This window comes from Paenibacillus alba (assembly GCF_013204855.1).
Classification (GTDB): Bacteria; Bacillota; Bacilli; order Paenibacillales; family NBRC-103111; genus Paenibacillus_E; species Paenibacillus_E alba.
Map to the genome: position 1 here is coordinate 160,898 of NZ_JABMKZ010000013.1, position 22,870 is coordinate 183,767.

A 22,870-nucleotide genomic window follows, 5' to 3' on the forward strand; every position below is an offset into this window, starting at 1 on the left:
GCCCAGGCTCATTTTTGCGCGTAGATGACATAAACGTCGTCGGCAATTTCCTCCGTGATTACTTGTGAGGTGCGGCACTGCAACCATGCCATCAGCTGTGAATGTATGGTGTAAAGCTCAATTTGCTCATGCATCATAGGCAGCTTTGTGGTTTGTGAGTTGATAAGGCTAGTTAGGAATGCATCCTTCTTGTCTGGATCTTTGATCATATAATCAGCCAGACATAAAATGCCGCCAGGCTTCATTACCCGCAGCATTTCATTCCAGGCGAGCTCTCTTTGCGGCGCGGTAAGATGATGAAGGGCGAACGAGCACACGACGGCGTCGAACTCTCCGTCCATGAAGGGAATGGCTAATACATTGCCAAGTTTAAGTTCAATTTCCGCATGCTTGGCCGCACATAGCTTGAGCATTTGTTGGGATTGGTCGATCGCCGACATGGCCATTCCGCTTTGTTGAAGTTTACCGGCCAAGTTGCCTGTTCCGGTGCCCACATCGAGACCTTTGCTAAGGTGAAACGGAGCAACCAGCTCTACAATTTTGGCTAAAGCTGCTTCGTAGATCGTAGAAGAAGGTTGATTGTGAATAGGCACGACCTGAGAGTCGCCTATTTGGCGAACTTCAGGAGGAGTTGTTTGCAGCAGCTCATCAAAGTGCGGAGCTTTTTGATCGAAGCCCCAATGGTCTCGCCAACTGGTTCGAAGGTCACGGAGCTCTTTGTTGTGTTGGGCCAGCTCATAAAGCAGCTCCGTTGGCAGCTGCTCGCTCGCTTGCGCAGCTTGAATCATCTGATCCATCGTACCGATCATTTGCTTTATTTCTGTCCACTGCTGGAACAGTAGGGAACGATGCATATGCAAGGCGCCAAGGACTTCTTCTTGTCTATTCAAATCAGTCTGAGCCAAGGTCAGCCTTATATCTTCAAGTGTCATGCCGACCTCTCGCAAGGAGATTATCGTCTGCAGTCGCCACGCGTCCTGTTCGGTATAGGTTCGATACCCATTTTCCTTTTGCTTCGTTGGCATGAGCAATCCTTTCTGCTCGTAGAACCGAATCGCTCGGGCTGTAATGCCCAGCTTGCGGGAGATTTCATTAATTAACATGGTTAATCCTCCATCATGGCACAATCGGATACAATTTTCGCCAGATCAGAAATATTATTTTTGCTGATTTTTGGTATACTCTTATATAGTACAAGCTAAAAGCAAATGTGAGAAGCATCAGGGAGATACATAAGGTAATACTTATGCTTACGAAGCCAGTTCCTGGCGATATTAATCTTAGGGGGATCATCCATGTCCAAAACGTATCGGATTGCCATTATTGGCTGCGGCGGAATTGCCAACGGCAAACATATGCCAAGCTTAAACAAATTAAACAACGTAGAAATGGTCGCTTTCTGTGATATTATTCCAGAAAAAGCCAAAGAAGCGGCAGAGAAGTATGGAAAAGGCGAAGCACGTGTATATGAAGATTACCGTGAAGTGTTGAAAGACAGTTCCATTGACATCGTACATGTGTGTACACCCAATGATTCTCATGCTGAAATCACAATTGCAGCGCTTGAAGCAGGCAAACATGTTATGTCTGAGAAACCGATGGCCAAAACGGCTGCGGATGCACGCCGCATGGTTGAAGCAGCGAAGCGCACAGGCAAAAAACTGACAGTTGGCTACAACAATCGTTTCCGCAGCGACAGTCAGCATTTGTACAAAGTTTGCTCCGATGGTGAGCTTGGAGAAATCTATTTCGCCAAAGCTCATGCGATTCGCCGCCGCGCTGTTCCTACTTGGGGTGTTTTTCTGGATGAGGAGAAACAAGGCGGAGGCCCGTTGATTGATATCGGTACGCATGCGTTGGATTTAACGATGTGGATGATGAACAACTACGAGCCCAAAGTCGTTCTTGGAACGTCGTACCACAAACTATCCCAACGTGAGAATGCAGCAAATGCTTGGGGACCGTGGGATCCTGCGAAGTTCACTGTGGAAGATTCCGCTTTCGGGATGATTACGATGAAGAATGGGGCAACGATCATTCTTGAGTCCAGCTGGGCGCTAAACACACTGGAAGTTGATGAAGCCAAATGTACGCTTAGCGGAACAGAAGGCGGAGCAGATATGAAGAACGGTCTGCGCATCAATGGAGAGAAGCACAGCCGTTTATTCACGACAGAAGTTGAGCTGAATGCTGGCGGCGTTGCTTTCTACGATGGCGCGGCAGACAGCGCGCCTGACCTCGAAATGCGTTTATGGATTGACGCTATCGAAAATGACAAAGACCCGGTTGTAACACCGGAGCAAGCATGCGTCGTTTCAGAAATTCTGGAAGCGATCTATGAATCCGCCAAAACAGGCAAAGCCGTCTATTTCGACTAATTTAGACGCGCTTAGACTATTTCCTAGGAAATAAAAAAAGCCCTTTGAACTCGAGTTAATCACTCGGTTGAAAGGGTTTTTTTGCGCATAATTAGGTTCTACGGAGTTCCTGCTGACGAAACTTGCCTGGAGGCAGTTTTTTGGCTTCCGTAAAGGTTCTCGAAAAGTAATGAACAGAAGAGAAGCCTGTGACTTCAGCAATTTCTTTCATGGAAAGCTCGCTTGTCAGCAGCAGATGCGCAGCTTGACGTACTCGTTCACTGCGAATGAAATCCGTATAAGTCTCGTGTATGCCTTCCGAGAACAAGCGGGATAAATGGCGTTCAGACACATTGAGATAATCAGCAACATGACTGAGATGGAGCGGTTGGGCTAGGTTATCACGAATATACAGCTTCGCACGCTGTAATAGCGCATTCGTATTTTTACGTGGAATGAACGGTTCATGATGATCTTTACCGAATAGGGCTAGGAATGATACCAGCAAAGCATACGCTGCCGAGGAGATGGCCGCAGTTGGCAAGCTGAGCTTATCCTCTCGCATGAGAATAGACTTCCACAAGAGGGCTGTCGGGTGATCATCCCCCTCATAAAGACACACCTCGGCGTGCTCCTCAAGCTTGCTGAAGGCTTCGCGCATCGAATCGTCGCTTAATGATTCATCCAATTCAAAAGCAACGAAAACAATGGACAGCCCAACTTGGGTGCGGATTTGATGATGAATGCCCGGTCTTGAACAAAAGTGTGTTCCTGCCTTTAATGGAAACTGTCTCCCCGCATCCGTATATACACCTTCCCCGCCGAGGATATAACATACTTCAAAGAAAGAGTGCTTATGCGGTTTATTCTCGAACAGGCATTCATCTACGCCCCAATATTGAATTTTGAAAGTCGCAGCTGCTCCCGAAATTAATGTTACAGCTTCATTCAACATGGAGGTTGTCTCTTTCCAGCGATACATGGTTCTCATCCTTTTTATAGAAAATGTCCTCATTGTGCAAAAAGTTGTCCTTTGGCGAAAAAGACAGAATTGATTCTCTTTCCTATAATTATAAGTAAGGAAGCGGTTAACAATCAATAACAATGATGGAGGAATGAGTCATGATCACTCAAAAGGATGTAGAATTTTATAAAGAAAATGGGTATTTGCTTGTGAAGGGTGTCTTCAATCAACAGGAAGTCGAAGAAATGAGAAAAGCGGTTGAGGGGATTATTGCACGCGCTGCGCAATCCAAAGCAGATTATAATTCAGCCTGGCAAGGGGATTTTATTCCGGCTGAGGAGCTGAAGAAGCTTGTTTTGAAAGGCTTCCATGATGTTCATTATCATGATGCTTCGTTCATGCGAGCTGTCATTCATCCGCAAATGACGGCTGTCCTCACGCAAATTATCGGCCCCAATGTACAGCTGCATCATACCAAAATGCTAGTTAAACCGCCGGAGAACGGGGCTGCTTTCCCGATGCATCAGGATTATCCTTATTTTCCTCATGAAAAGCATACGATGCTTGCGGCAAGTGTACATCTGGATCATGCGGATGAAGAAAATGGCTGCTTGCGCGTCATACCAGGCTCACATCATGTCGGTTCATTGCCTCACGTAGGTTCCTACTATTTGAATCATAAGGAATATCCGATTAAGGAGGGGACTCCTTGTGTGGCTGAAGCAGGCGATGTGTTGTTCTTCAACTATTTGACCATTCATGGCTCTGAAACCAATCGCAGCTCAAGAACTAGAAGAAATGTGTTGTTTCAATACCGTGAAGCGAGTGATTTTCCGGTGGAGAATACACATTTTGACTGGGGAATGGGCCTGATGGTTAGCGGAGAGAATCCGAATTTCACGAAGGTGAAGCCAGAGTTCAAGATTATTTGAGGCGACATTTATTTGCCGGGCTTAACGGGCGTTTTTGGTGCAAATTGCAGGCAAGGTTTGCCTGACGAGGAAAGAACCGTTTGACTTGGCAGCGTATGTGTTTTGAAGCCGTAAGCTTTGCAGCCTTTAGGGAATTTGGCATCCCAAGTAATATAGAAATGTACACACCGCATACAATTAATTGGACTGGATTCGGTCATAATGAGGTCCCTCTGATGCTAGAATAAGCTCATTATACCTGATCGGGACGATGAATTGAATCCCATAAGAGTCTTCCGGTTTAATCCTGTCTGAGGTACGATAGATGTAATAAGGATTTCACAAGGGGAGATGCTGTATGTACTGGACTCGCAAAGAACTAAAAGACCGGGCAAAGCAAGTATTACGAACATCGTATTGGAAAGCTTTTCTGGTCAGCTTGGTGGTAGCTGTTTTGAGTGGAGGCGTATCCGGCTGCTCCTTTAATTCCAGCGGCGGAAGCTCATTAAGCCTGCCTGGCCTGAATAACAGCTGGGGAGATATAGGCAATAGCTCCGTGATGGCAGTTGTCGTTATTGGCGCTATCCTGCTGGCGCTCGTCGTTGGACTTCTTAGCTTGGCTTTCCAAATCTTTGTTGTAGCTCCCTTTGAAGCGGGGGAGAAGCAGTATTTTAAGCAGGCTGCTGCCCAACATGAGGTTAACATGAGCTATCTGGTGTATGCCTTCACCAATGGCAATTACTTGAGGATTGTGCTGGCGATGTTATGGAGTGGATTCCTGCTGTTCCTATGGTATTGCTTGCTGATCATTCCAGGAATCGTGAAGTCTTATGCATACGGCATGGTTCCTTACCTGCTTGGCGACAATCCCCAGATTGGGTCGAAGAGAGCGGTTGAATTAAGCAACCAGATGACACGAGGCCATAAGTGGAAAATGTTCGTTTTGGATTTATCTTTTATTGGTTGGTATGTGTTAGGTACCTTGGCGCTTGGTATTGGTGTGCTTTTCGTAACGCCTTACTATCAATCGACGAGAGCGGAGCTTTACTTGGTTCTTCGTGAGCAAGCTTTGCATAAGGGGCTGAGCCATGAGAAAGAACTGAATTTACTATAAGAAGATAGAAAACCACGCGATCTCTTGCGTGGTTTTTTTATATGTTCTGAGGTGAGTGAAGCTTGCTGCTTATTGTTTTGTCGCTGCCGAGGAGGTGGCTTGGCGCGGAGTAGTTAGAGACCAGCGGGAACTAGAGGGGGAATTAGTTGACTCCAGCTAGTTCAAACTCAATCGGACCGGCATCTTGTGCCCCCGGAGGGAACTACGTTCCCTTATTCACCGTCAAAACCTACTTTTAGTTAGCCAGAGGGAACTATGGTACGCTAATTAGTCTAATTTTAAGGAATATCACCCTAAAATTGCGGAATAAGGGATCCTACTTCCCTTTCAACTGCCAATATCGCATTCTGAGCCAAATAGAGGATCGTAGTTCCGTTTCGCAAGAAAGTTTCTGTAACTTTTCATATCTGGTGAGACGTTTGCCACAAACAAAACAATTAAAACAAACTAAAAAAAATTAAAAACACAAATTTTACATGTATTTAATCTTCCGATTACAAATCTTCTATAAGATAGATCTAGAAGCACAAAACAACATCCTGCAATGAGGTGATCCCGCATGCCGACCAACCCCGAAAACAAGGCTTATATGAAAACAGAAGGCGATATTAATTTGACGGAAGGAAGGTCGCAGTGGTGGGCAGAGCACATAGATGAAACATCGCGAGCTTATCTACAAGAAGACGAGGATGTCTTCCTTCATCAAACCTTATCAACCCCTTGTCTGAACGTGCTTTCCTCCTGTAAGGGAATTTATGTTCAGGATGCGCAAGGCAGGAAGATCATGGATTTCCACGGCAATAATGTACATCAGCTTGGCTTCGGCCATCCTGCTGTCATTGAAGCTATGAAGCAGCAGCTTGATCAGCTTTCTTTTTGTACAAGAAGGTATACAAATTTGCCGGCGATTGAGCTCGCAACCAAACTAACGGAGTTAACGGGCGGCGCTCTGAGTCGAGTTCTGTTCGCTCCAGGCGCCACATCCGCGATGGGCATGGCTTTGAAGCTGGCACGTGCCATAACAGGCAGATATAAGACATTATCCATGTGGGGAGCATTTCACGGCGCATCGCTGGATGCTATCTCTGTCGGAGGGGAAGGGGCGTTCCGCAGAGGCTTAGGACCTTTGCTGCCGGGAGCGGAACATGTGATTCCCTTTAATTCCTATCGCTGTGTGTTTGGATGTCAGGATGAGGCCCATTCACTTTGCCTGAAGCCAATCGAGTATGTGCTTGAACAGGACGGAGAGATCGGCGCTGTCGTCATTGAAACCATACGAAATACAGATGTACAGATCCCGCCGGTGCCTTATTATCAGAAGCTGCGGGAACTCTGTGACAAACACGGTGCTTTGCTGATTGTAGATGAAACGGCTACCGCATTCGGACGAACAGGTACAATGTTTGCTTATCAACATTATGGGATAACCCCAGATATGATCGTTCTTGGCAAAGGTCTGGGCGGAGGCATATTCCCTATGGCCGCGCTGCTTATGAAGGAAGAGCTGAACCAAGCGCAGACGATGTCGATTGGACATTATACCCATGAGAAGTCACCCGTAGGCGCGGCTGCCGGGCTAGCTACCCTTCGAGTCATAGAAGAAGAAAATTTGCTGGAGCATGCCAATTATTTGGCAGGTATCCTGAAGCTGCGATTGCAAGAAATGATGGAAAAGCATCTCATCATCGGGGATATTCGTCAAATCGGTCTGCTGGCAGCCGTTGAGCTTGTTGCAGATAGGACAACAAAAGAACCGGCAGTAGCTGAGGCAGAGCGCGTTATGTATGCTTGCTTGGCAAGAGGACTCAATTTTAAGGTTTCCAAAGGCAATGTGCTGACACTTTCGCCTCCTTTGATTATTACGGAAGCTGAGCTGAATGAGGCGCTGGATATCTTGGAGAAAAGTATTGCGGAACTATAAGAAAGCAAACTTATCAGTCAAACAGGAGGTTTTACAATGATTCAAGCAGTTGTTTTTGATTGGGCGGGGACGATGGTCGATTATGGTTGTTTTGCGCCGCTGAATGTCTTTATGGAGGTTTTCCAAAAGAGAGAAATTGCCATTACGATTGAAGAGGCGAGAGCGCCGATGGGGCTTCTCAAGCGAGACCATATTCGGGCAATTTTGCAGATGGAGCGGGTAGCTGCGTTATGGGAGGTACGTTACGGTCAGCTTCCACAGGAGTCGGATATTGATGCGCTTTATGCAGATTTTGAACCGATGATGTTAGCGGTTGTACATCAATACGCAGAGCCAATCCCCGGTGCACTCGCACTTGTGGATCGCTTGCGCCAATCCGGTATTCGCATAGGTTCAACAACGGGCTACACGGCCGAGATGATGGCCATTGTAACGGCCGAAGCCCGTCAAAGAGGCTATGTCCCTGATCATGTGGTGACTCCGAATGATGTGCCGGCAGGAAGACCTTATCCTTGGATGATGTATGAAAATGCAGCAGCTTTGAATGTGTATCCTATGCACACGATGATTAAGGTTGGCGATACCGTAAGCGATATGGGTGAAGGTGTTAACGCAGGCGCATGGACCGTTGGTGTTGTGAAAGGCGGCAGTGAGCTTGGCATGAGCGAAGATGAGGTTGCAGCGTGCGATCCTGATCTCCTTCAGCAGCGTATGGCGATCGTTGCGGCGAAATTTCGCGAACAAGGCGCTCACTATGTGATAGACAGCATTGGAGAGCTTGATCAGTTAATCCCACTCATTAATGAGAGACTTCAAAGAGGTGAGCGTCCATGAAAATTAATATGAATCAATTACCAGATAATCCTTATTTGCTGCTAACGCCAGGCCCCCTTTCTACGAGTAAAAAAGTAAAGGCAGCCATGCTGCGTGACTGGTGCACATGGGATCAAGACTATAACCAATTAGTTCAGTCTATTCGCAGCCGCCTTGTAACAATGGCATCGAGCAAGCCGGAAGACTACACAACCGTGCTTATGCAAGGAAGCGGTACTTTCTCTGTGGAGTCGGTCATTGGTTCCGTGATTCCCCGAAACGGCAAACTGCTTGTTCTCACGAATGGCGCATATGGTAAACGAATGGCTGAGATGGCAGAGATCCTCGGAATCTATTCGATCGTACTGGACTCAGGCGAAACGAAGCCTGTGAACACGAAGCAGCTCGAGGAAGTTCTGAAGGTGGATTCGTCCATTACACATGTGGCTGTTGTGCATGTAGAAACGACGACCGGGATGATGAATCCGGTTGCGGATGTGACGCGCATTGCCAAAGCATATGGCAAAACGGTCATCGTTGATGCCATGAGCTCCTTTGGCGGCATTCCGATTGACATGGCAGCTCTGGATATCGATTATTTGATCAGCAGTGCCAATAAATGTATTCAAGGCGTGCCAGGTTTTGGCTTCATCATTGCTCGCAAAGAGGCGTTAGCCACCTGCAAAGGCATTGCGCGCTCCCTCTCTTTGGATCTTTATGATCAGTGGGAAACGATGGAACTAGGCAATGGGAAATGGCGCTATACATCGCCAACCCATACTGTACGTGCGTTTGATCAAGCGCTTCAGGAATTAGAGGAAGAAGGCGGGATCGCCAGCAGATACGAACGCTTTAAGACCAATCAACAGACATTGGTAGCCGGAATGGAGCGAATGGGTCTTAAGACTTTACTTCCAGTCGAACTGCAATCTCCAATCATCACTTCTTTCTTATATCCGGATTCGCCTGTGTTTTCTTTTGATGAGTTTTATTCACGCATGAAACAAGAAGGCTTTGTCATTTATCCGGGTAAAATAACGGCAGCTTCCACATTCCGTATTGGCAATATCGGGGACGTGCATTTGGCTGATATGGAACGGTTGCTGGCAGGTATGGAAAAGCAGTTATTTTGGAAAACAAATTAAAAACAACAAAAAGAATATAAAAACAATTTCTTAACTTGTATTTAATCTTAAATTTACAAAACTATTTTATACTAAATCTATCAGTGAGCCATGAACAGACTGATACACACAAAAGGAGTGGGAATAGAAATGATGAAGAAGTCAATCGGAAGTACAGCAGCTTTACTAACGGTAGTTTTCATGCTGGCAGCTTGCGGAGGAAAAGCAGGAAGTACTACGGAGGGTACGAAAGCAAGCACGGCGCCAACAGCGGCTGCAACCTCAAGTACGGAAGCAACCGTAGATACGAAAAGTAAAGATTTAACGGTGTATACGGCTTTGGAAGACGATCAGATCAAAACCTATTTGACCACTTTTAAAGCGAAATATCCGGATGTTAAAGTAAATATCGTACGTGATTCAACAGGGATTGTTACGGCGAAATTGCTGGCTGAGAAAGATAATACGCAAGCCGATGTGGTTTGGGGATTAGCGGCGACAAGCTTGCTGGTGCTTGATCAGAACACGATGCTGGAGCCGTATGCACCCAAAGGCGTAGAGCGTATTCTTCCTGATTTTAAAGATAAAAATGCGGTTACGCACTGGGTAGGTATTGATGCTTGGGAAACTGCGTTCATCGTTAACAAAGTAGAGATGGAGAAGCGCAAATTAGCGATTCCGCAGTCTTACGAGGATCTGGCGAAGCCGGAATACAAAGGACTTATCACGATGCCGAACCCTTCATCTTCCGGAACAGGCTTCTTGACCGTATCTGGTCTGGTTCAATTGAAAGGTAAAGATGCTTCTTGGGATTATATGAATAAATTGCACGACAACATTGCCATGTACGTTCATTCCGGTTCCAAACCGGCCAAATTGGCAGGTACAGGCGAATATCCGATTGGTATTTCCTTCGGCTACCGTGGTATTCAAGAGAAAAAGACCGGTTCACCGGTTGAAGTGGTATTCCCCAAAGAAGGCTCCGGCTGGGATGTAGAAGCCAATGCTTTGATGAAAAAGAAAGTCGTTAAGCAAGTAGCGAAGGACTTCCTTGACTGGGCGATTACGGATGACGTCATGAAAGAATACAACAAAAACTATGCGATTCTGGCTATCAAAACGGATACAAGCAAAGTGCCGGACGGTTACACGGTTGATCCGATCAAACAATTGATTAAATATGACCTGAATGATGCGGCGAAAAACCGTGACAGCATTTTAGCAGAGTGGGACAAGCGCTTTAACGCAAAAAGCGAACCGAAAAAATAAGGCGAAAACCATAAAACGGCTGACTGCGAACCAAGCTTTGCAGCCAGTCGTTTTCTTTCAACACTTAACAAAATGATAACAATAGAGATTTATACTAGAGCTAATAAGACGAAGGAGGCTGCTTGACCATGACAGAGGCTTACCTGTCCATTCAAGGTGTAAATAAATCATTCGGCTCTTTCAGCGCTTTGAAAGAGATTGATATTGATATTCAAAAGAATGAATTCATCTGCCTGCTCGGTCCGAGCGGCTGCGGGAAAACAACACTGCTGCGCATAATAGCCGGTCTGGAGAAGCCTTCGCACGGTCGTATTCTTGTCGGTGGCAAGGATATCACAGCGCTGCCGCCAGCCAAAAGAAACTTCGGGATGGTCTTCCAATCCTACGCCTTATTCCCAAATCTCACGGCCTACCAGAACGTTGCCTATGGGCTGCAGGGCAAAAAGTTTTCAAAGAAAGACATTGATGATAAGGTGAGAGAAGTCCTCTCCTTAGTTGACTTGCTGCATCTTCATGATCGCTATCCAGCACAGCTATCGGGCGGTCAGCAGCAGCGGATCGCGCTTGCCCGGGCAATTGTGCTTTCACCGGATTTCCTTCTCCTGGATGAGCCGCTATCCGCTCTTGATGCCAAGGTTCGGGTTAAGCTGCGGGAGCAGATCTGTGAGCTGCAAGAAAAGCTAGGGATTACGACCGTCATGGTCACACATGATCAAGAAGAAGCGCTCACGATGGCTGATCGTATTGTGGTGATGAAGAACTCGGAGGTCGTCCAAATCGGGACACCGGAGCAAGTGTATGATGAACCGAATTCTCCTTTTGTTGCTGATTTTATCGGTTCGATTAATTTCTTGCAGGGGTTTGGAAATATGCCGCAGCGGAACTTAGCTGTTCGGCCTGAGCATATTCGACTATCTGCCGCGGGCACAAGGGGAGCTATGCAAGCTATCGTCAAGCATGTCGAGTTCAGAGGAGCTTTCTACCGCTTGCTGCTCCAGCCGACAGCTGACAGCGTTAATGAATACCGTGATTGCCTCCTGACCGTGGATGTTTCAGCTCAAATGGCCCAGCATCTCAAACTTGCGAAGCATGCCGTGGTTTCGGTTGAATTCCCGCAAGAGAAAATGATTTCCTTCGCTGCCGAAGCCGTGGTTGGTGCCTAATGAACAAGGGAACAGTCACCATGAAACTGCCTAATCGCCGTCATTTGGGAGCATTCTTTACGCTGCAAAATATATTAATTGTCATACTCGTACTTACGTTAACGACCAGCACACTCATCCCATTAATCCTGTTATTCAGCAAGGCTTTTCTGAACAAACAAGAATCCTTTATTGGCTTCGCCAATTTTATTCAATATTTCTCGACGCCTTCTCTTATCCAATCGTTAACTAATACGGTTTGGGTTTCGGTCTTATCAACGGTCATCGCGGTCATGCTTGCGTTCACCTATGCCTATGGGATAAGCCGGGCGGGGATTGGCGGCAAAAGGTATTTCCATTACATCGCGCTGCTGCCGCTTTTTGAGCCGACGATGATGCATGGAATTGCATTGACCTATTTATTCGGGAATCAAGGCGTCATTACGAATGGATTCTTCGGTCTCCTGCCAGGCTTGCGAATAGAGATATATGGACCGATCGGGATTGTCATTTCAGAAGTCATTTACTTATTCCCGCAGGCTTTTCTTATCTTTATTACGGCGTTATCCATGACAGACCAGCGGCTCTATGAAGCAGCCGAATCGCTTGGAGCAAGTAAAGTGAAAACTTTTTTTACCGTCACGCTGCCGTCCGTCAAGTATGGCTTAATCAGCGCGGCTTTCGTCTGTTTTACAGCCAGCTTTACGGATTTCGGCGCACCGCAAGCGATCGGCGGCAAGTTTAATGTGCTCGCCACCGATATTTATAAGCAAGTGATTGGTCAGCAAAACTTGTCCATGGGGGCGACGGTAGGTATCCTGCTTACGATTCCGGCGGTCATTGCATTCGTCGTAGACCGAATTGTTGAGCGGAAGCAGCGTTCCATGCTATCGTCCAAATCAACATCGTATCAGATACCTGATGGACGAGGAAGAGACGGCTTTTACCGTGTTTTCTGCTGGATCATCTCCACAGCGATCTTGATTCCATTGATTACGATTTTATTTGCCTCGCTGATTAAAGTATGGCCTTACAATCTGCATCTTAGCTTGAAACACTTTGATTTCTCAAGCGTAGCGGGGTCTGGCTTGGAACCCTTTTGGAACTCGCTGAAGGTTTCGATTATTACGGCAATCGTAGGTACCTTCATGACATTTGTTTTTGCGTACTTGATTGAGAAATCCAGAACGATGAAGGGACTAAGGCAAGTCGGCTATTTTCTTTCTATTCTTCCCTTGGCACTTCCGGGTATGGTCATAGGCTTGGCATACATTTTCTTCTTTAATGATCCGAGCAATCCGTTCAACTGGATTTATGGGACGATGGCCATTCTTGTGCTTGCGAATATTACGCATTTCTATGCGGTTCCTTTCATCACAGCGACGACAGCACTCAAAAAGCTGGACAAAGAATTCGAGCTCGTCTCGGAATCTATGCGTGTGCCGTTTTACAAGACGTTTCTGAAAGTCACGGTTCCGATGTCCTTGCCGGCCATTGCTGAAATCAGCATGTACTTTTTCGTCAATGCGATGGTTACGGTTTCCGCTGTTGTCTTCTTGCGGTCTGCCGATATGAATTTAGCAGCTGTTGCTTTGGTCAATATGGAGGACGCCGGGGATGTGGCTGCGGCAGCTGCGATGTCAACTCTCATTGTTGGAACGAACATCATCGTTCGAATGGTGTACGAGCTCATTTTGAATAAAATCAAACAAAGAACTTCTGCTTGGCAAATTAGGAAGTAAAATCATATAATTGTTCTAGAATTGGCACACACTAACTGGGGGCTTGTATACAATGTCGTTGATAGGTGAAGAACGGAAGGATTACATTCTCAACCAGCTTAATCTGGAAGGCAAAGTAAAGACGAATGATTTGGTAGACAATTTAAATGTTTCTTCCGAAACGGTTCGGCGGTACTTGGAAGAGCTTGAAGATGAAAATAAACTGAAACGTGTCTACGGCGGCGCGGTCAAAATTAACTTATCCCGCGAGGAACCGTCGCAGCTCAAAAGAGAAGTGCTGCATGCCGAGGCGAAACGGATGATTGGCAGAGCGGCAGCTCAACTGGTAGAGGATAATGACGTTATCTTCATTGATGATGGAACGACGACCCTGCATACCATTGATTATTTGCTGAACAAAAAGAACCTTACGGTTTTGACCATATCTATTCCGGCACTATATTTACTGATTGATTATAAGAACAAGGAACTGTTTTCAGGGGATATTTATTTCCTGGGGGGCAAAGTGAATGCTCTGCATTCTCGTGTTGCTGGTTCCATGGCCGAGCAGATGGTAGAGCATTTTTATGCGGATAAAGCTTTTCTCTCCGTCGATGGCATGATGATAGGTAGAGGGATTACTGGCTTTGATGAGGGGAAAGGGCGCATGACGCAGCAATTCATGAAACATGCGAAGCAAAACATCGTGCTCTCGGATCAGTCGAAATTTGGGCTTGTGCAATTTTATAAGATTGCTGATCTCAAGGAAATCGACATCATTGTGAGCGATGTCCCTGTGCCCAAAGAGTGGGAAGCTAATCTGGCGGCTAAGAATGTGACTTGGATCACGGCAAATTAACAATTGGTTGTGAAAAGGATGCGGCTGTTGCCGGATTCTTTTTTTTAGAGCTCTGTCATATAGATGATTAATTTGTCATCAAAAAGAAATATAGAATTCATCTCCAGTTAACAAAACTTTCGTATAATAAAACTCGACCCCCTTTAAAATAGAATTACTTTTAGACCTGCGGCCCGTTGCCGTGGGTCTCTTTTTTTGCAAAGAGGACAAGGTAGCTGCCGGAGGGGAAAAAGAACCTCACAAACCACTTAGGCAAGTGGAATTGGAGGCTCTTTTACACTTTATATATGTCTGAAAGGGAACTGAGATCCGCTATATGTGGGTCAACAGGGGAAATTGGCAGCGAGAGAGAACTACAGTACGTTATTTGTTCAAAGAAACACGTTTCAATGAGAAACGTAAGCAAATAGCGTACCGTAGTTCCGTTTGAACTGCAAATCGACCATTTTCAAGCAAATAGCGTATCCTAGTTCCGTCTCACGCTCAAAAGCTAAGCCGACTCGCTTATTTCTTCACGGCATCTGTAAGAACGAATTTGTCATTCACTTTTTTCGTTGTATAAGTGACGCCATCTTTGGTTGTAAAAGCCACTTGATCTTTGGTATTCGCGGCATCAAAAGTGATGTCTTGTTTCTGGGTGTTTAGCAAATTCCCAGGGAAGAACGGCGCTGTATTCGTGATGATAGCTCCGTCTGCTTTCTGATCGGTCAAGTAATGGGTCGCTACTTTATCGGCCAATGCCGCATCGAAATAGCTGGACAGGAATTTGACGGCTTTCTCTTTGCTGTCCGCAGCTACTGGGTTAAGAATCAGCTTGCCGTCTTTGGATTTGGCTTCCGCGAAGAGGAAATCGATTTTCTCTTGCGAGATTCTTGCAGCAATATAGCCTTTCAAATTCAAAGCATCTTGACTCTCAGCCGTTGGTGTTGCTTGTGGCGCTGCCGTAGCGGCTGTTGCTGGTGTTGGGCTAGTTGCTGCTTGTTTCGGCTCGGAGGAGCATGCGGCTGCGGTTATCATCATGGAAAGCAGGATCACGCCTGCTGTCGTTTTTTTCAATGTCATAATAGTTGATCTCTCCTTGAATTCGTGTATTTATTTGTAAATATGACCAGATTTAGATATATATATCGACTAGCAAGACTTGAATATATCGCATATGAGCATTGAAATCAATGTTTTCAAAAAAAGTTCACATTCATGGAAGAGACTTCTGCATGTGCGGCAGAGGTCTATTTCGGTTTCGATTTGCTGGAAACGCAACAATTATTTTTTCGATTTTGTCGGGAATCCGACATTTTAACCTAGATTCATGTGATAATATATTTATAACGCATCGGAATACTCGACATTAGATTATATGATATGGGGAATTAACAAAAAGGGGATTCATCCTATGGAGCAATTCAATGAGCTTGCTGTTCTGCAAGAGAAAGATCCGAGCAAGGAAGTTATGATAGAGGCTTTTCGGAAACATGGGACGATGCAAAGCTACAAAAAAAATGAGTTTGTTTTTCAAGAAAATGATCAGCCGAGCGGTGCCTATTATGTGGATGCGGGTTTAATCAAAATCTCCCAATCCTCGGAAGAAGGACAAGGCATTACGTTGTTTCTTCGCTATGAGGGGGAAATCTTCGGAAATGCGGAAATTTTGACCCATATCCCACGGAAACGGTATGCCAGATGCTTGGTGGACAGCCAAATTATTACGCTCGATGCCCGCAAGTTTCTTGAGCTCGCTAAGGAGAACGCGGAGTTTGCCTACTCGGTTGCGGTTCTTGGCGCGCGGCGGCTTTTGCAAACGCAGAAAATGGTTGAAACCTTGATCTGCCGCCCTGTAGCATGGCGTTTGGCGTGGTTTCTCTTGCAGCTTGGCAAACCAACGGATCAAGGTTTGGAGATTCAAGTGCCGCTGAGCCATGAAGAAATCTCTTACGTCATCGGATGCAGCCGGCAAACCGTAACAGAAACGCTGAACAAATGGCGAGAACAAGCGCTCATTGATTACTCGAAAAAGAAAATCGTGATCCTTCGTCCGAATCAATTTTTCGCTAGTGTGTAGACATCGTCAGACAAGGAGGTGACCCATGATTGCGATCAACAAAGTGAGCAAAAGGTATATTCAGCGGAAGGGAAGCACCTATACAGCTTTGGACGAAGTTTCTTTGACTATACAAAAAGGGGAGTTCGTTTCCATCGTTGGCCCATCCGGATGCGGCAAATCAACTTTGCTGAATTTAATCGCCGGCTTCGAGCAGGCAAGCAGCGGAACGATTGAGGTGAATGGTCAGAAGCTGACTGGGCCGGGAGCCGATCGCATTGTTGTTTTCCAAGAGCACGGCTTGTTTCCGTGGTTGACGGTGCTGGATAATGTAGCCTTTGGCTTGAAGCAAAAGGGTTTAGCGAAGAAGGCGCGCTATGACCTCGCTCTGGAACAAATTAAAGCGGTGCATTTAAGTAAATTTGCGGATCGTTATCCTCATGAGCTCTCCGGGGGAATGAAACAAAGAGTAGCGATCGCCAGAGCGCTTGTGATGGATCCCGATATTCTTTTGATGGATGAGCCATTTGCAGCTTTGGATGAGCAAACGCGGATCATTTTACTCAAGGATTTGGAAGAAATTTGGCTGAAAACAGGGAAAACGATTCTGTTCATCACACATAACATTCGCGAAGCCGTCATGTTGTCGGATCGGGTCCTGGTTATGGCGACACAGCCAGGGAAGATCAAGAAGGAGTTCGCCGTGCAGGCGGCAAGACCTCATGAAATGGGCGATCCGCTGATACATGCGCTGGAAAACAAGATTATGGAAGCTCTGACCGACGAGCTCGAGAAGGTAGTCAGAGAGGAGCTTGGCTATGAATACAGCCTTAAGAAGAACGCTGTTTCTACTTCTTCTGCTGATCATATGGGAGTTGGGATTTAGAATATTTCAGTGGGGCTGGAAATTCCCTTCACCGCTGCAAACAGTGGAAGCCTTCTATGATGGATTGACACAGGGGCATCTCCTCGGCGCGATAGGAGCGAGCCTTCGCCGCCTGCTCATATCCTTTGCGATTTCGATCGGCATAGGCACAGTACTTGGCTATCTTTTCGCACGTTATCGGTATCTGGACGAGACTTTCGGCTTTGTGGTTGTTGCGCTTCAAACCGTTCCGAGCATTGCTTGGCTGCCATTTGCCATCATCTGGTTCGGGCTGAGTGATACGGCGGTTATCTTCATAACGACGATTGGCGCAACTTGGACGATGTCGATGGCCAGCCGAACGGGGATCATGAATATTTCACCGATTCACCTGCGGGCAGCGCAAATGCTGGGAACAGGCAGCGGCTACCGGTTATTTTTTCAAGTGCAGCTGCCGGCGGCATTTCCACACTGGATCACAGGCATTCGTGTCGCCTGGGCTTTCGCTTGGCGGGCTCTTGTCGCCGGAGAGCTAATCGCCAAAGGCGTCGGCTTGGGACAGATGCTTCAGGACGGACGCGGCTTAGGAGACACGGCTACGATTCTGTGCGTTGTCATTATTATTGCGGTCATTGGGACGATTTCAGACCATTTTTGCTTTAAACAGTTGGAGGATCGGATTGTCCTTCGCTTTCAGTTAAAGAAATAATCAGAATGGCATTTAAGGGGGATTTGAGATGAAAAGATGGGGTTGGGTCATGAGTTTGGCCATCATTAGCGGATTGGTTTTATCGGCTTGCGGACAAAGCAAAGAAGCTGCATCTTTGGGTGCGGCCAGTATAACGGTGAAAATCGGGATTTTGAAAAATGTGACGCATGCGCCAGGGTTTATCGCGTTGCAAAATAACTACTTCCAGCAAGCATTTGGTGCAAATGCCAAAATAGAAGTTACCTCTTTTGATAATGGGGCTGATTTTGCAACAGCGATGGCGACGGATCAGCTTGATCTTGGGTACGTAGGTCCGGGGCCGGTTATCAATCAATATTTGAAAAGCAAAAATATCCGAGTAATTTCTGGTGTGAACAACGGCGGAGCAGTTTTGGTCGCGAGGAAGGATGCTGGCATCCGAACCGTGAAGGACCTCGTCGGCAAAACGGTTGCTGTTGCGGCTAAAGGCGGTACCCCGGATCTCTCGCTTCGTTCGCTGCTTCAGCAAGAAGGCTTGAAGGTTTCCACCGATGCCTCCGGCGTGCAAATTGTAACACGTGCTCCCGCAGACACCTTGGTGGCGATTCGCCAGAAAGAAGTGGATGCTACGTTAATTGCCGAGCCGTGGGGCACGCAAATCATTCAAGAAGGAACGGGAACGATTCTGGTGGATTGGAATAAAATCCCGCCGAAGGATGGCAATTATCCGCTAACGATTCTCGTTGCCAATGATAAATTTCTGAAAGATCATCGTGATCTCGCGAAGAAGGCTGTGAAAGCCAACAAGCAAGGGATTGATTTCATTCAGCAAAATCCGGACAAAGCCTATGAATTAATCAGCAGCGAATTGAAGGTTTTGACAGGGAAAGGAATGGAGCCAGCGCTGATCAAAGCAGCCATTGATCATTTGAAGCTTACCCAGGATATCACGTTGGCAGATATTAATGAGCAAGCGAAGATCTCTTTTGATGCCGGCTATTTGAAAGTAAAAGCGGAGGAACTGGATTTCAGCAAATTCCTGGACACCTCGCTCTTGGATGAAGTGAAGAAAGAAAAATAAGGAAAGACAAATAATCGATCTGAACGAAGGAGGCTTTTCCCTTGTATTTACAACCACAAGAAAACCTTTTGCCTGATTTTCATGAGCATATCAAAGCCGTGATACTTGGTACGGGTACACCGAGAGCCTTTTATGGAAGGGCCAAAGCTGGCGTCGCGATTCTTGCCGGAGATAAGACGTTTCTCTTCGATTGCGGCGGTGCGACGGTAGATCAATTGATTAAAGCGGGGATCATGCCGCAGCGCATTTCTGATGTATTCTTCACCCATCATCACAGTGATCATAATTCCGGGTTTTTTGATGTGTTTATTACAAGCTGGCGTACACATGTTATCGCGGATCGTGTTTTTGAGGGGCGTAAAGGACCTATGAACGTATATGGACCCCAAACGACGAAAGCGATTATAGGTAAAATGAGGGATTCCTTTGACTTTGATGTGAACCTTCGAGTGAATTACAATTTCTCCGCCGAAGACGGGCAGGATATTCACTATCACGAAAGCAATGAGGGCATCGTCTATGAGCGGGACGGCGTGAAAATAACAGCTTTCGAAGTGGATCATCGACCTGTGTATCCTGCCATCGCTTATAAAATAGAATACAACGGCAAGTCCGTTGTTATTTCAGGAGATACCATTCCCGTTGATAATATGGTCACACATAGCCGTGGCATTGACTTGCTGATCCATGAATCTTACAACAAGTCATGGCTCGACACGCTGATCGCCAAGTTCCCTGAGCAAAAGGTCGGTCTCTCCAATCCGGCCAAGTATCACTCGACCACGCTGGAGGTAGCCGAGATAGCCCGGAAGGCTGGCATCGCTCATCTGGTGCTGACCCACCATATTCCCGCCCCAGCCGCGAATGAAGAAGCGGAGGCGGCTTACACGGAAGGGATGAGTGACATCTATAAAGGTCCGATCACCATGGCCAGAGATTTAATGGCGTTTGATCTTTAACGCAGAAGCTGACGGATAGATTTCTCAATCGTTTCATTATCCATGCTTGCACCCATTTCAAAGATGCTGCGGATATATCCGTTTTGATCAATCAGAAACAAGGATTTGATCGAATGAGCAAATTGCCCATCCTTTTGCTTAACAGCCATGATGCCGTAATCATTGGTAGTTTGCAGAACCTGCTGCTCGCTCCCTCTCAGCAATTGCCATCCAGCTCCTTGATCAATGCCCAGCGCCTTAGCGTATTTGTCCAGAGCTTCCGGTGTATCGCGCAGCGGATCGAAAGTGATGCTTAGAAATTCAACCTTATCTCCGAATATCTTTTTTCCCTTGAGGTTATTTTGCATCAAAACCATGTTGGAAGTCGTCGCCGGGCAAATATCGACGCAATTGCCGAAAAAGAACTCTACGATTCTTACTTTTCCGCTAGAGTCGCTTAATTGAACGGGTTCCCCCTTTAAGTTCTGGAGAGTAAACTCCGGAGCTTTTTTGATCATGGGCAGGGAAGCCGTATCTTGTCGATACCATAGGACCAAGGATAGACCTACAAGAGCGAGTAAGGCGATAGCTGCGTAGCGGTAAACCATTTTTCTGGTATGTGTTTGTACGGACACCCTCATTAACCCCCTTAATTGGCTGAAATCTGGAATTGCTTGTTGGGCATTGCATGGAAGCCAGAGGCCGTTGTATGAGCAGTTACATTGTAGGTGCCGGCTGTTGGGAACTTCCTTTCTACCACATACACACCTGCTTCTTTTTTGGCTGCCTTGACCTTGATATGGTCGCTGGTCTGGTCGTCTTTCCATATTTCAAAAGTTATTTCACTTACCTTTTTGACCCTCTTTCCATCCTGAGAAATGGTAGCTTGCAGCGTCACCAATTCGTCAGTTTTTGGTAAATCAGGATTTACTTGCAGATCGACGTCGATCATTTTCATATCGCTAGGATTCATCGCCATGTCATCCATACTGGAGCTTTGGCATGCCGTCAATAGCAAGAGTCCTGCTAGAACAAGCCCTGCTGATGCTTTCTTCATCATGTCCTCACTTTCATTTTTCCTGTTTTACTTGTCTCTCTGGTTGCCATTATACCTGCTTGGAAGAAAGATGCCATGACTAGAAAGGGCTATTTCATGCACCGATGTCGAAGAGATGTCACGAAATACTCCCCAAATAAAGCAATAATAGCTCTTCTGAGTCATTTTGAAATCTGAATTATTGCGTATAGTTAGAAGGGAGTTGAGTTTTAATAAGGAGGCCGACGGATGAGCCAGCCCTTCCGTATTCTGATTGTTGATGACCACTCCCACGCCCGGGAAGGCATTCGGGCCATTTTGAAAAATGACCCTTCGTTTGAGATTGTGGCAGAAGGCAAGAACGGTGTAGAAGCGATGATCCTCATGGAGGAATGGATGCCCGATTTAATTTTGATGGACATCCATATGCCCAAAATGGACGGTTTGGAAGCAACCAAACAAATTAAAGAGAAGTATCCCTATGTGAAAATCGTGATGATCACGGTGTCCGACGATATTACCAACTTGTTCGAGGCGATTAAGAAAGGCGCGCAAGGTTACCTTCTCAAAAATCTAAGCGCAGATTCCTGGCATGAATATTTAAAAGCTGTTGCTGTGGACGAGGCTCCCATGTCCCGTGAGCTGGCTTTGCGGTTTCTTCAGGAATTTTCGCACAAAGAGAAGCAGGCTGTTCCTGTGAACACTTCGATCACGGCAAGAGAAAATGAGATTTTGAAATGGGTGGCAAGCGGCAAGTCCAATCGTGAAATTTCTGAAGGGCTGTCGATTTCGGAGCATACCGTGAAAAATCACTTGAAAAATATGATGCAGAAGCTAAGCATGGATAATCGGGTTCAGCTTACCCGTTATGTGTATGAGCAAGGATGGATGTCAGATAGAGCTAGATAGGGACTGTAAGGGGGCTGTATGAGTATGAAAATGAAACTGAATGGGGCAGCAGGTTTGTTGGTTCTGCTTTTAGCTTTGCTGTCTGGGTGCGAGACTGCAACCAAGGCGCCTAAACCGGGAGAAGATCAAGCAGCTTCAAGCCCTGCGATAAGTGCAAACAAGCCGGAAGCGTTGTACAAGAGCAATTGCATGACCTGCCATGGCGGCAATTTGCAAGGGAAAATTGGACCTTCGCTGGCAAAGGTCGGCGGAATACGGAGCCAAGAGCAGATTGCGGACAAGATTCAGAATGGGAAAGGCGGCATGCCTGCCTTTAAATCCATTTTGCAGGAAGAGGACATAAAGAGCTTATCGGCATGGCTGGCGGACAAGAAATAGAATTTGCACGAGTCAAGATCAAGTGCTGAAATTCATCTGAAATGGACAGTGGAAGCTCAGGTGTGGATTGCGAAACCGTGACTAGTCCAGAGCGGATTGCGAAACCATGACTAGTATGGCGAAAAGGAACTGTGGTCCGCTAATTGGCGGAGAACGGGGTAAAAGCAGCATGAGAGGGAACTGGGGTACGCTATTTCGGCAAAAAGTGGTGATTCTGAGCGGAAAATGCTGAATTAGCGGATCGTAGTTCCGTTTGGAGTGAGATTAGGCGGTTTTCAGCCATATAGCGGATCACAGTTCCCTTTGGGACTAGGTAATGACACCGTAAGTTGTGGATGACCAAGCTGAGCGGATTGCGAAACCGTGACTAGTATGGCGAAAAGGAACTGTGGTCCGCTAATTGGCGGAAAACAGGGTAAAAGCAGCATGAGAGGGAACTGTGGTCCGCTATTTAGGCGAAAAGCGTTGATTCTGAGCGGAAAATGCTCAATTAGCGGATCGTAGTTCACTTTGGAGTGAGATTAGGCGGTTTTCAGCCATATAGCGGATCACAGTTCCCTTTGGGACTAGCTAATGACACCGTAAGTGGTGGATGACCAAGATGAGCCGATTGCGAAACCATGACTAGTATGGCGAAAAGGAACTGTGGTCCGCTAATTGGCGGAAAACAGGGTAAAAGCAGCATGAGAGGGAACTGTGGTCCGCTATTTAGGCGAAAAGCGTTGATTCTGAGCGGAAAATG

General features: G+C 46.5%; 24 protein-coding genes. 17 read left to right on the forward strand and 7 right to left on the reverse strand.

Annotated elements, in window-relative coordinates; all coding sequences use genetic code 11:
• Positions 1–8: 8 nt before the first annotated feature.
• Positions 9–1,103 carry a MerR family transcriptional regulator gene (locus HQN90_RS18170; protein WP_173221223.1) on the reverse strand — a complete coding sequence of 365 codons (1,095 nt, stop codon included), beginning with the start codon at positions 1,101–1,103 and terminating at the stop codon, positions 9–11.
• A gap of 192 nt (positions 1,104–1,295) precedes the next feature.
• Between HQN90_RS18170 and HQN90_RS18175 the strand changes: the two genes are divergently transcribed.
• Positions 1,296–2,378, forward strand: coding sequence for a Gfo/Idh/MocA family protein (locus HQN90_RS18175; RefSeq protein ID WP_173221225.1), 1,083 nt, complete (start codon positions 1,296–1,298; stop codon positions 2,376–2,378).
• 91 nt (positions 2,379–2,469) lie between these two features.
• Here the strand turns inward: HQN90_RS18175 and HQN90_RS18180 are convergent, their stop codons facing one another.
• Entirely contained in the window at positions 2,470–3,339 is an 870-nt protein-coding gene (locus tag HQN90_RS18180; protein ID WP_173221236.1) for a helix-turn-helix domain-containing protein, read from the reverse strand.
• Between the two features lie 140 nt (positions 3,340–3,479).
• Between HQN90_RS18180 and HQN90_RS18185 the strand changes: the two genes are divergently transcribed.
• Positions 3,480–4,253: a phytanoyl-CoA dioxygenase family protein gene (locus HQN90_RS18185; protein ID WP_173221238.1), complete on the forward strand. Its 774-nt coding sequence runs from the start codon at positions 3,480–3,482 to the stop codon at positions 4,251–4,253.
• An 8-nt stretch (positions 4,254–4,261) separates the two neighbouring features.
• On the opposite strand, the gene HQN90_RS18190 is transcribed toward HQN90_RS18185, so the two are convergent.
• Positions 4,262–4,453, reverse strand: coding sequence for a uracil-DNA glycosylase (locus HQN90_RS18190; RefSeq protein WP_173221241.1), 192 nt, complete (start codon positions 4,451–4,453; stop codon positions 4,262–4,264).
• Positions 4,454–4,590: 137 nt separating this feature from the next.
• On the opposite strand from HQN90_RS18190, the gene HQN90_RS18195 reads away from it, so the two are divergent.
• The 8 genes from HQN90_RS18195 (at position 4,591) to HQN90_RS18230 (ending at position 14,195) form a co-directional block, all read left to right on the forward strand.
• Positions 4,591–5,346 carry a DUF975 family protein gene (locus tag HQN90_RS18195; RefSeq protein ID WP_173221243.1) on the forward strand — a complete coding sequence of 252 codons (756 nt, stop codon included), beginning with the start codon at positions 4,591–4,593 and terminating at the stop codon, positions 5,344–5,346.
• A gap of 559 nt (positions 5,347–5,905) precedes the next feature.
• Positions 5,906–7,267: a (R)-1-hydroxy-2-aminoethylphosphonate ammonia-lyase gene (pbfA, locus tag HQN90_RS18200; RefSeq protein WP_173221245.1), complete on the forward strand. Its 1,362-nt coding sequence runs from the start codon at positions 5,906–5,908 to the stop codon at positions 7,265–7,267.
• A gap of 36 nt (positions 7,268–7,303) precedes the next feature.
• On the forward strand, positions 7,304–8,101 hold the full coding sequence (gene phnX, locus HQN90_RS18205) for a phosphonoacetaldehyde hydrolase (protein WP_173221247.1): 798 nt from the start codon (positions 7,304–7,306) through the stop codon (positions 8,099–8,101).
• Positions 8,098–9,225 carry a 2-aminoethylphosphonate--pyruvate transaminase gene (gene phnW / locus HQN90_RS18210; protein ID WP_246362568.1) on the forward strand — a complete coding sequence of 376 codons (1,128 nt, stop codon included), beginning with the start codon at positions 8,098–8,100 and terminating at the stop codon, positions 9,223–9,225. Before phnX ends, phnW begins: the two co-directional genes overlap by 4 nt.
• Positions 9,226–9,357: 132 nt before the next feature.
• Positions 9,358–10,473 carry a putative 2-aminoethylphosphonate ABC transporter substrate-binding protein gene (locus HQN90_RS18215; protein WP_173221303.1) on the forward strand — a complete coding sequence of 372 codons (1,116 nt, stop codon included), beginning with the start codon at positions 9,358–9,360 and terminating at the stop codon, positions 10,471–10,473.
• A gap of 128 nt (positions 10,474–10,601) precedes the next feature.
• The gene (locus HQN90_RS18220; RefSeq protein WP_173221249.1) at positions 10,602–11,636 is read left to right on the forward strand and encodes a putative 2-aminoethylphosphonate ABC transporter ATP-binding protein; all 1,035 of its coding nucleotides are present in this window, start codon (positions 10,602–10,604) and stop codon (positions 11,634–11,636) included.
• Positions 11,636–13,357, forward strand: a complete 1,722-nt coding sequence (locus HQN90_RS18225; RefSeq protein ID WP_173221251.1) for a putative 2-aminoethylphosphonate ABC transporter permease subunit — start codon at positions 11,636–11,638, stop codon at positions 13,355–13,357. The genes HQN90_RS18220 and HQN90_RS18225 overlap by 1 nt, the downstream gene beginning before the upstream one ends.
• 52 nt (positions 13,358–13,409) lie before the next feature.
• Positions 13,410–14,195, forward strand: a complete 786-nt coding sequence (locus HQN90_RS18230) for a DeoR/GlpR family DNA-binding transcription regulator (RefSeq protein ID WP_173221252.1) — start codon at positions 13,410–13,412, stop codon at positions 14,193–14,195.
• A 504-nt stretch (positions 14,196–14,699) separates the two neighbouring features.
• On the opposite strand, the gene HQN90_RS18235 is transcribed toward HQN90_RS18230, so the two are convergent.
• Positions 14,700–15,257 carry a hypothetical protein gene (locus HQN90_RS18235; RefSeq protein ID WP_173221253.1) on the reverse strand — a complete coding sequence of 186 codons (558 nt, stop codon included), beginning with the start codon at positions 15,255–15,257 and terminating at the stop codon, positions 14,700–14,702.
• A 331-nt stretch (positions 15,258–15,588) separates the two neighbouring features.
• Here HQN90_RS18235 and HQN90_RS18240 point away from each other — a divergent pair, with 331 nt between their 5' ends.
• The 5 genes from HQN90_RS18240 to HQN90_RS18260 are packed head-to-tail and all read left to right on the forward strand — an operon-like array spanning position 15,589 to position 19,826.
• Positions 15,589–16,254: a Crp/Fnr family transcriptional regulator gene (locus tag HQN90_RS18240; protein ID WP_173221254.1), complete on the forward strand. Its 666-nt coding sequence runs from the start codon at positions 15,589–15,591 to the stop codon at positions 16,252–16,254.
• 25 nt (positions 16,255–16,279) lie between these two features.
• Positions 16,280–17,119: an ABC transporter ATP-binding protein gene (locus tag HQN90_RS18245; RefSeq protein ID WP_173221255.1), complete on the forward strand. Its 840-nt coding sequence runs from the start codon at positions 16,280–16,282 to the stop codon at positions 17,117–17,119.
• Positions 17,052–17,807 carry an ABC transporter permease gene (locus HQN90_RS18250; RefSeq protein ID WP_173221256.1) on the forward strand — a complete coding sequence of 252 codons (756 nt, stop codon included), beginning with the start codon at positions 17,052–17,054 and terminating at the stop codon, positions 17,805–17,807. Before HQN90_RS18245 ends, HQN90_RS18250 begins: the two co-directional genes overlap by 68 nt.
• 28 nt (positions 17,808–17,835) lie before the next feature.
• Positions 17,836–18,867 (forward strand): ABC transporter substrate-binding protein, encoded by a 1,032-nt coding sequence (locus HQN90_RS18255; RefSeq protein ID WP_173221257.1) that lies wholly within the window; start codon positions 17,836–17,838, stop codon positions 18,865–18,867.
• 41 nt (positions 18,868–18,908) lie between these two features.
• Positions 18,909–19,826: an MBL fold metallo-hydrolase gene (locus tag HQN90_RS18260; RefSeq protein ID WP_173221259.1), complete on the forward strand. Its 918-nt coding sequence runs from the start codon at positions 18,909–18,911 to the stop codon at positions 19,824–19,826.
• On the opposite strand, the gene HQN90_RS18265 is transcribed toward HQN90_RS18260, so the two are convergent.
• Complete coding sequence (locus tag HQN90_RS18265; protein WP_338042345.1) at positions 19,823–20,440, reverse strand: SCO family protein; 618 nt, start codon at positions 20,438–20,440, stop codon at positions 19,823–19,825. The two genes, HQN90_RS18260 and HQN90_RS18265, sit on opposite strands and share 4 nt — an antisense overlap.
• 14 nt (positions 20,441–20,454) lie before the next feature.
• Entirely contained in the window at positions 20,455–20,865 is a 411-nt protein-coding gene (locus HQN90_RS18270; protein ID WP_173221263.1) for a FixH family protein, read from the reverse strand.
• Between the two features lie 225 nt (positions 20,866–21,090).
• Between HQN90_RS18270 and HQN90_RS18275 the strand changes: the two genes are divergently transcribed.
• The gene (locus HQN90_RS18275) at positions 21,091–21,750 is read left to right on the forward strand and encodes a response regulator (RefSeq protein ID WP_173221265.1); all 660 of its coding nucleotides are present in this window, start codon (positions 21,091–21,093) and stop codon (positions 21,748–21,750) included.
• A gap of 24 nt (positions 21,751–21,774) precedes the next feature.
• On the forward strand, positions 21,775–22,128 hold the full coding sequence (locus HQN90_RS18280) for a c-type cytochrome (RefSeq protein ID WP_246362569.1): 354 nt from the start codon (positions 21,775–21,777) through the stop codon (positions 22,126–22,128).
• Positions 22,129–22,660: 532 nt separating this feature from the next.
• Here HQN90_RS18280 and HQN90_RS38325 read toward each other — a convergent pair.
• The coding region (locus tag HQN90_RS38325; RefSeq protein ID WP_216855357.1) for a hypothetical protein at positions 22,661–22,870 on the reverse strand (210 nt) is incomplete at its 5' end.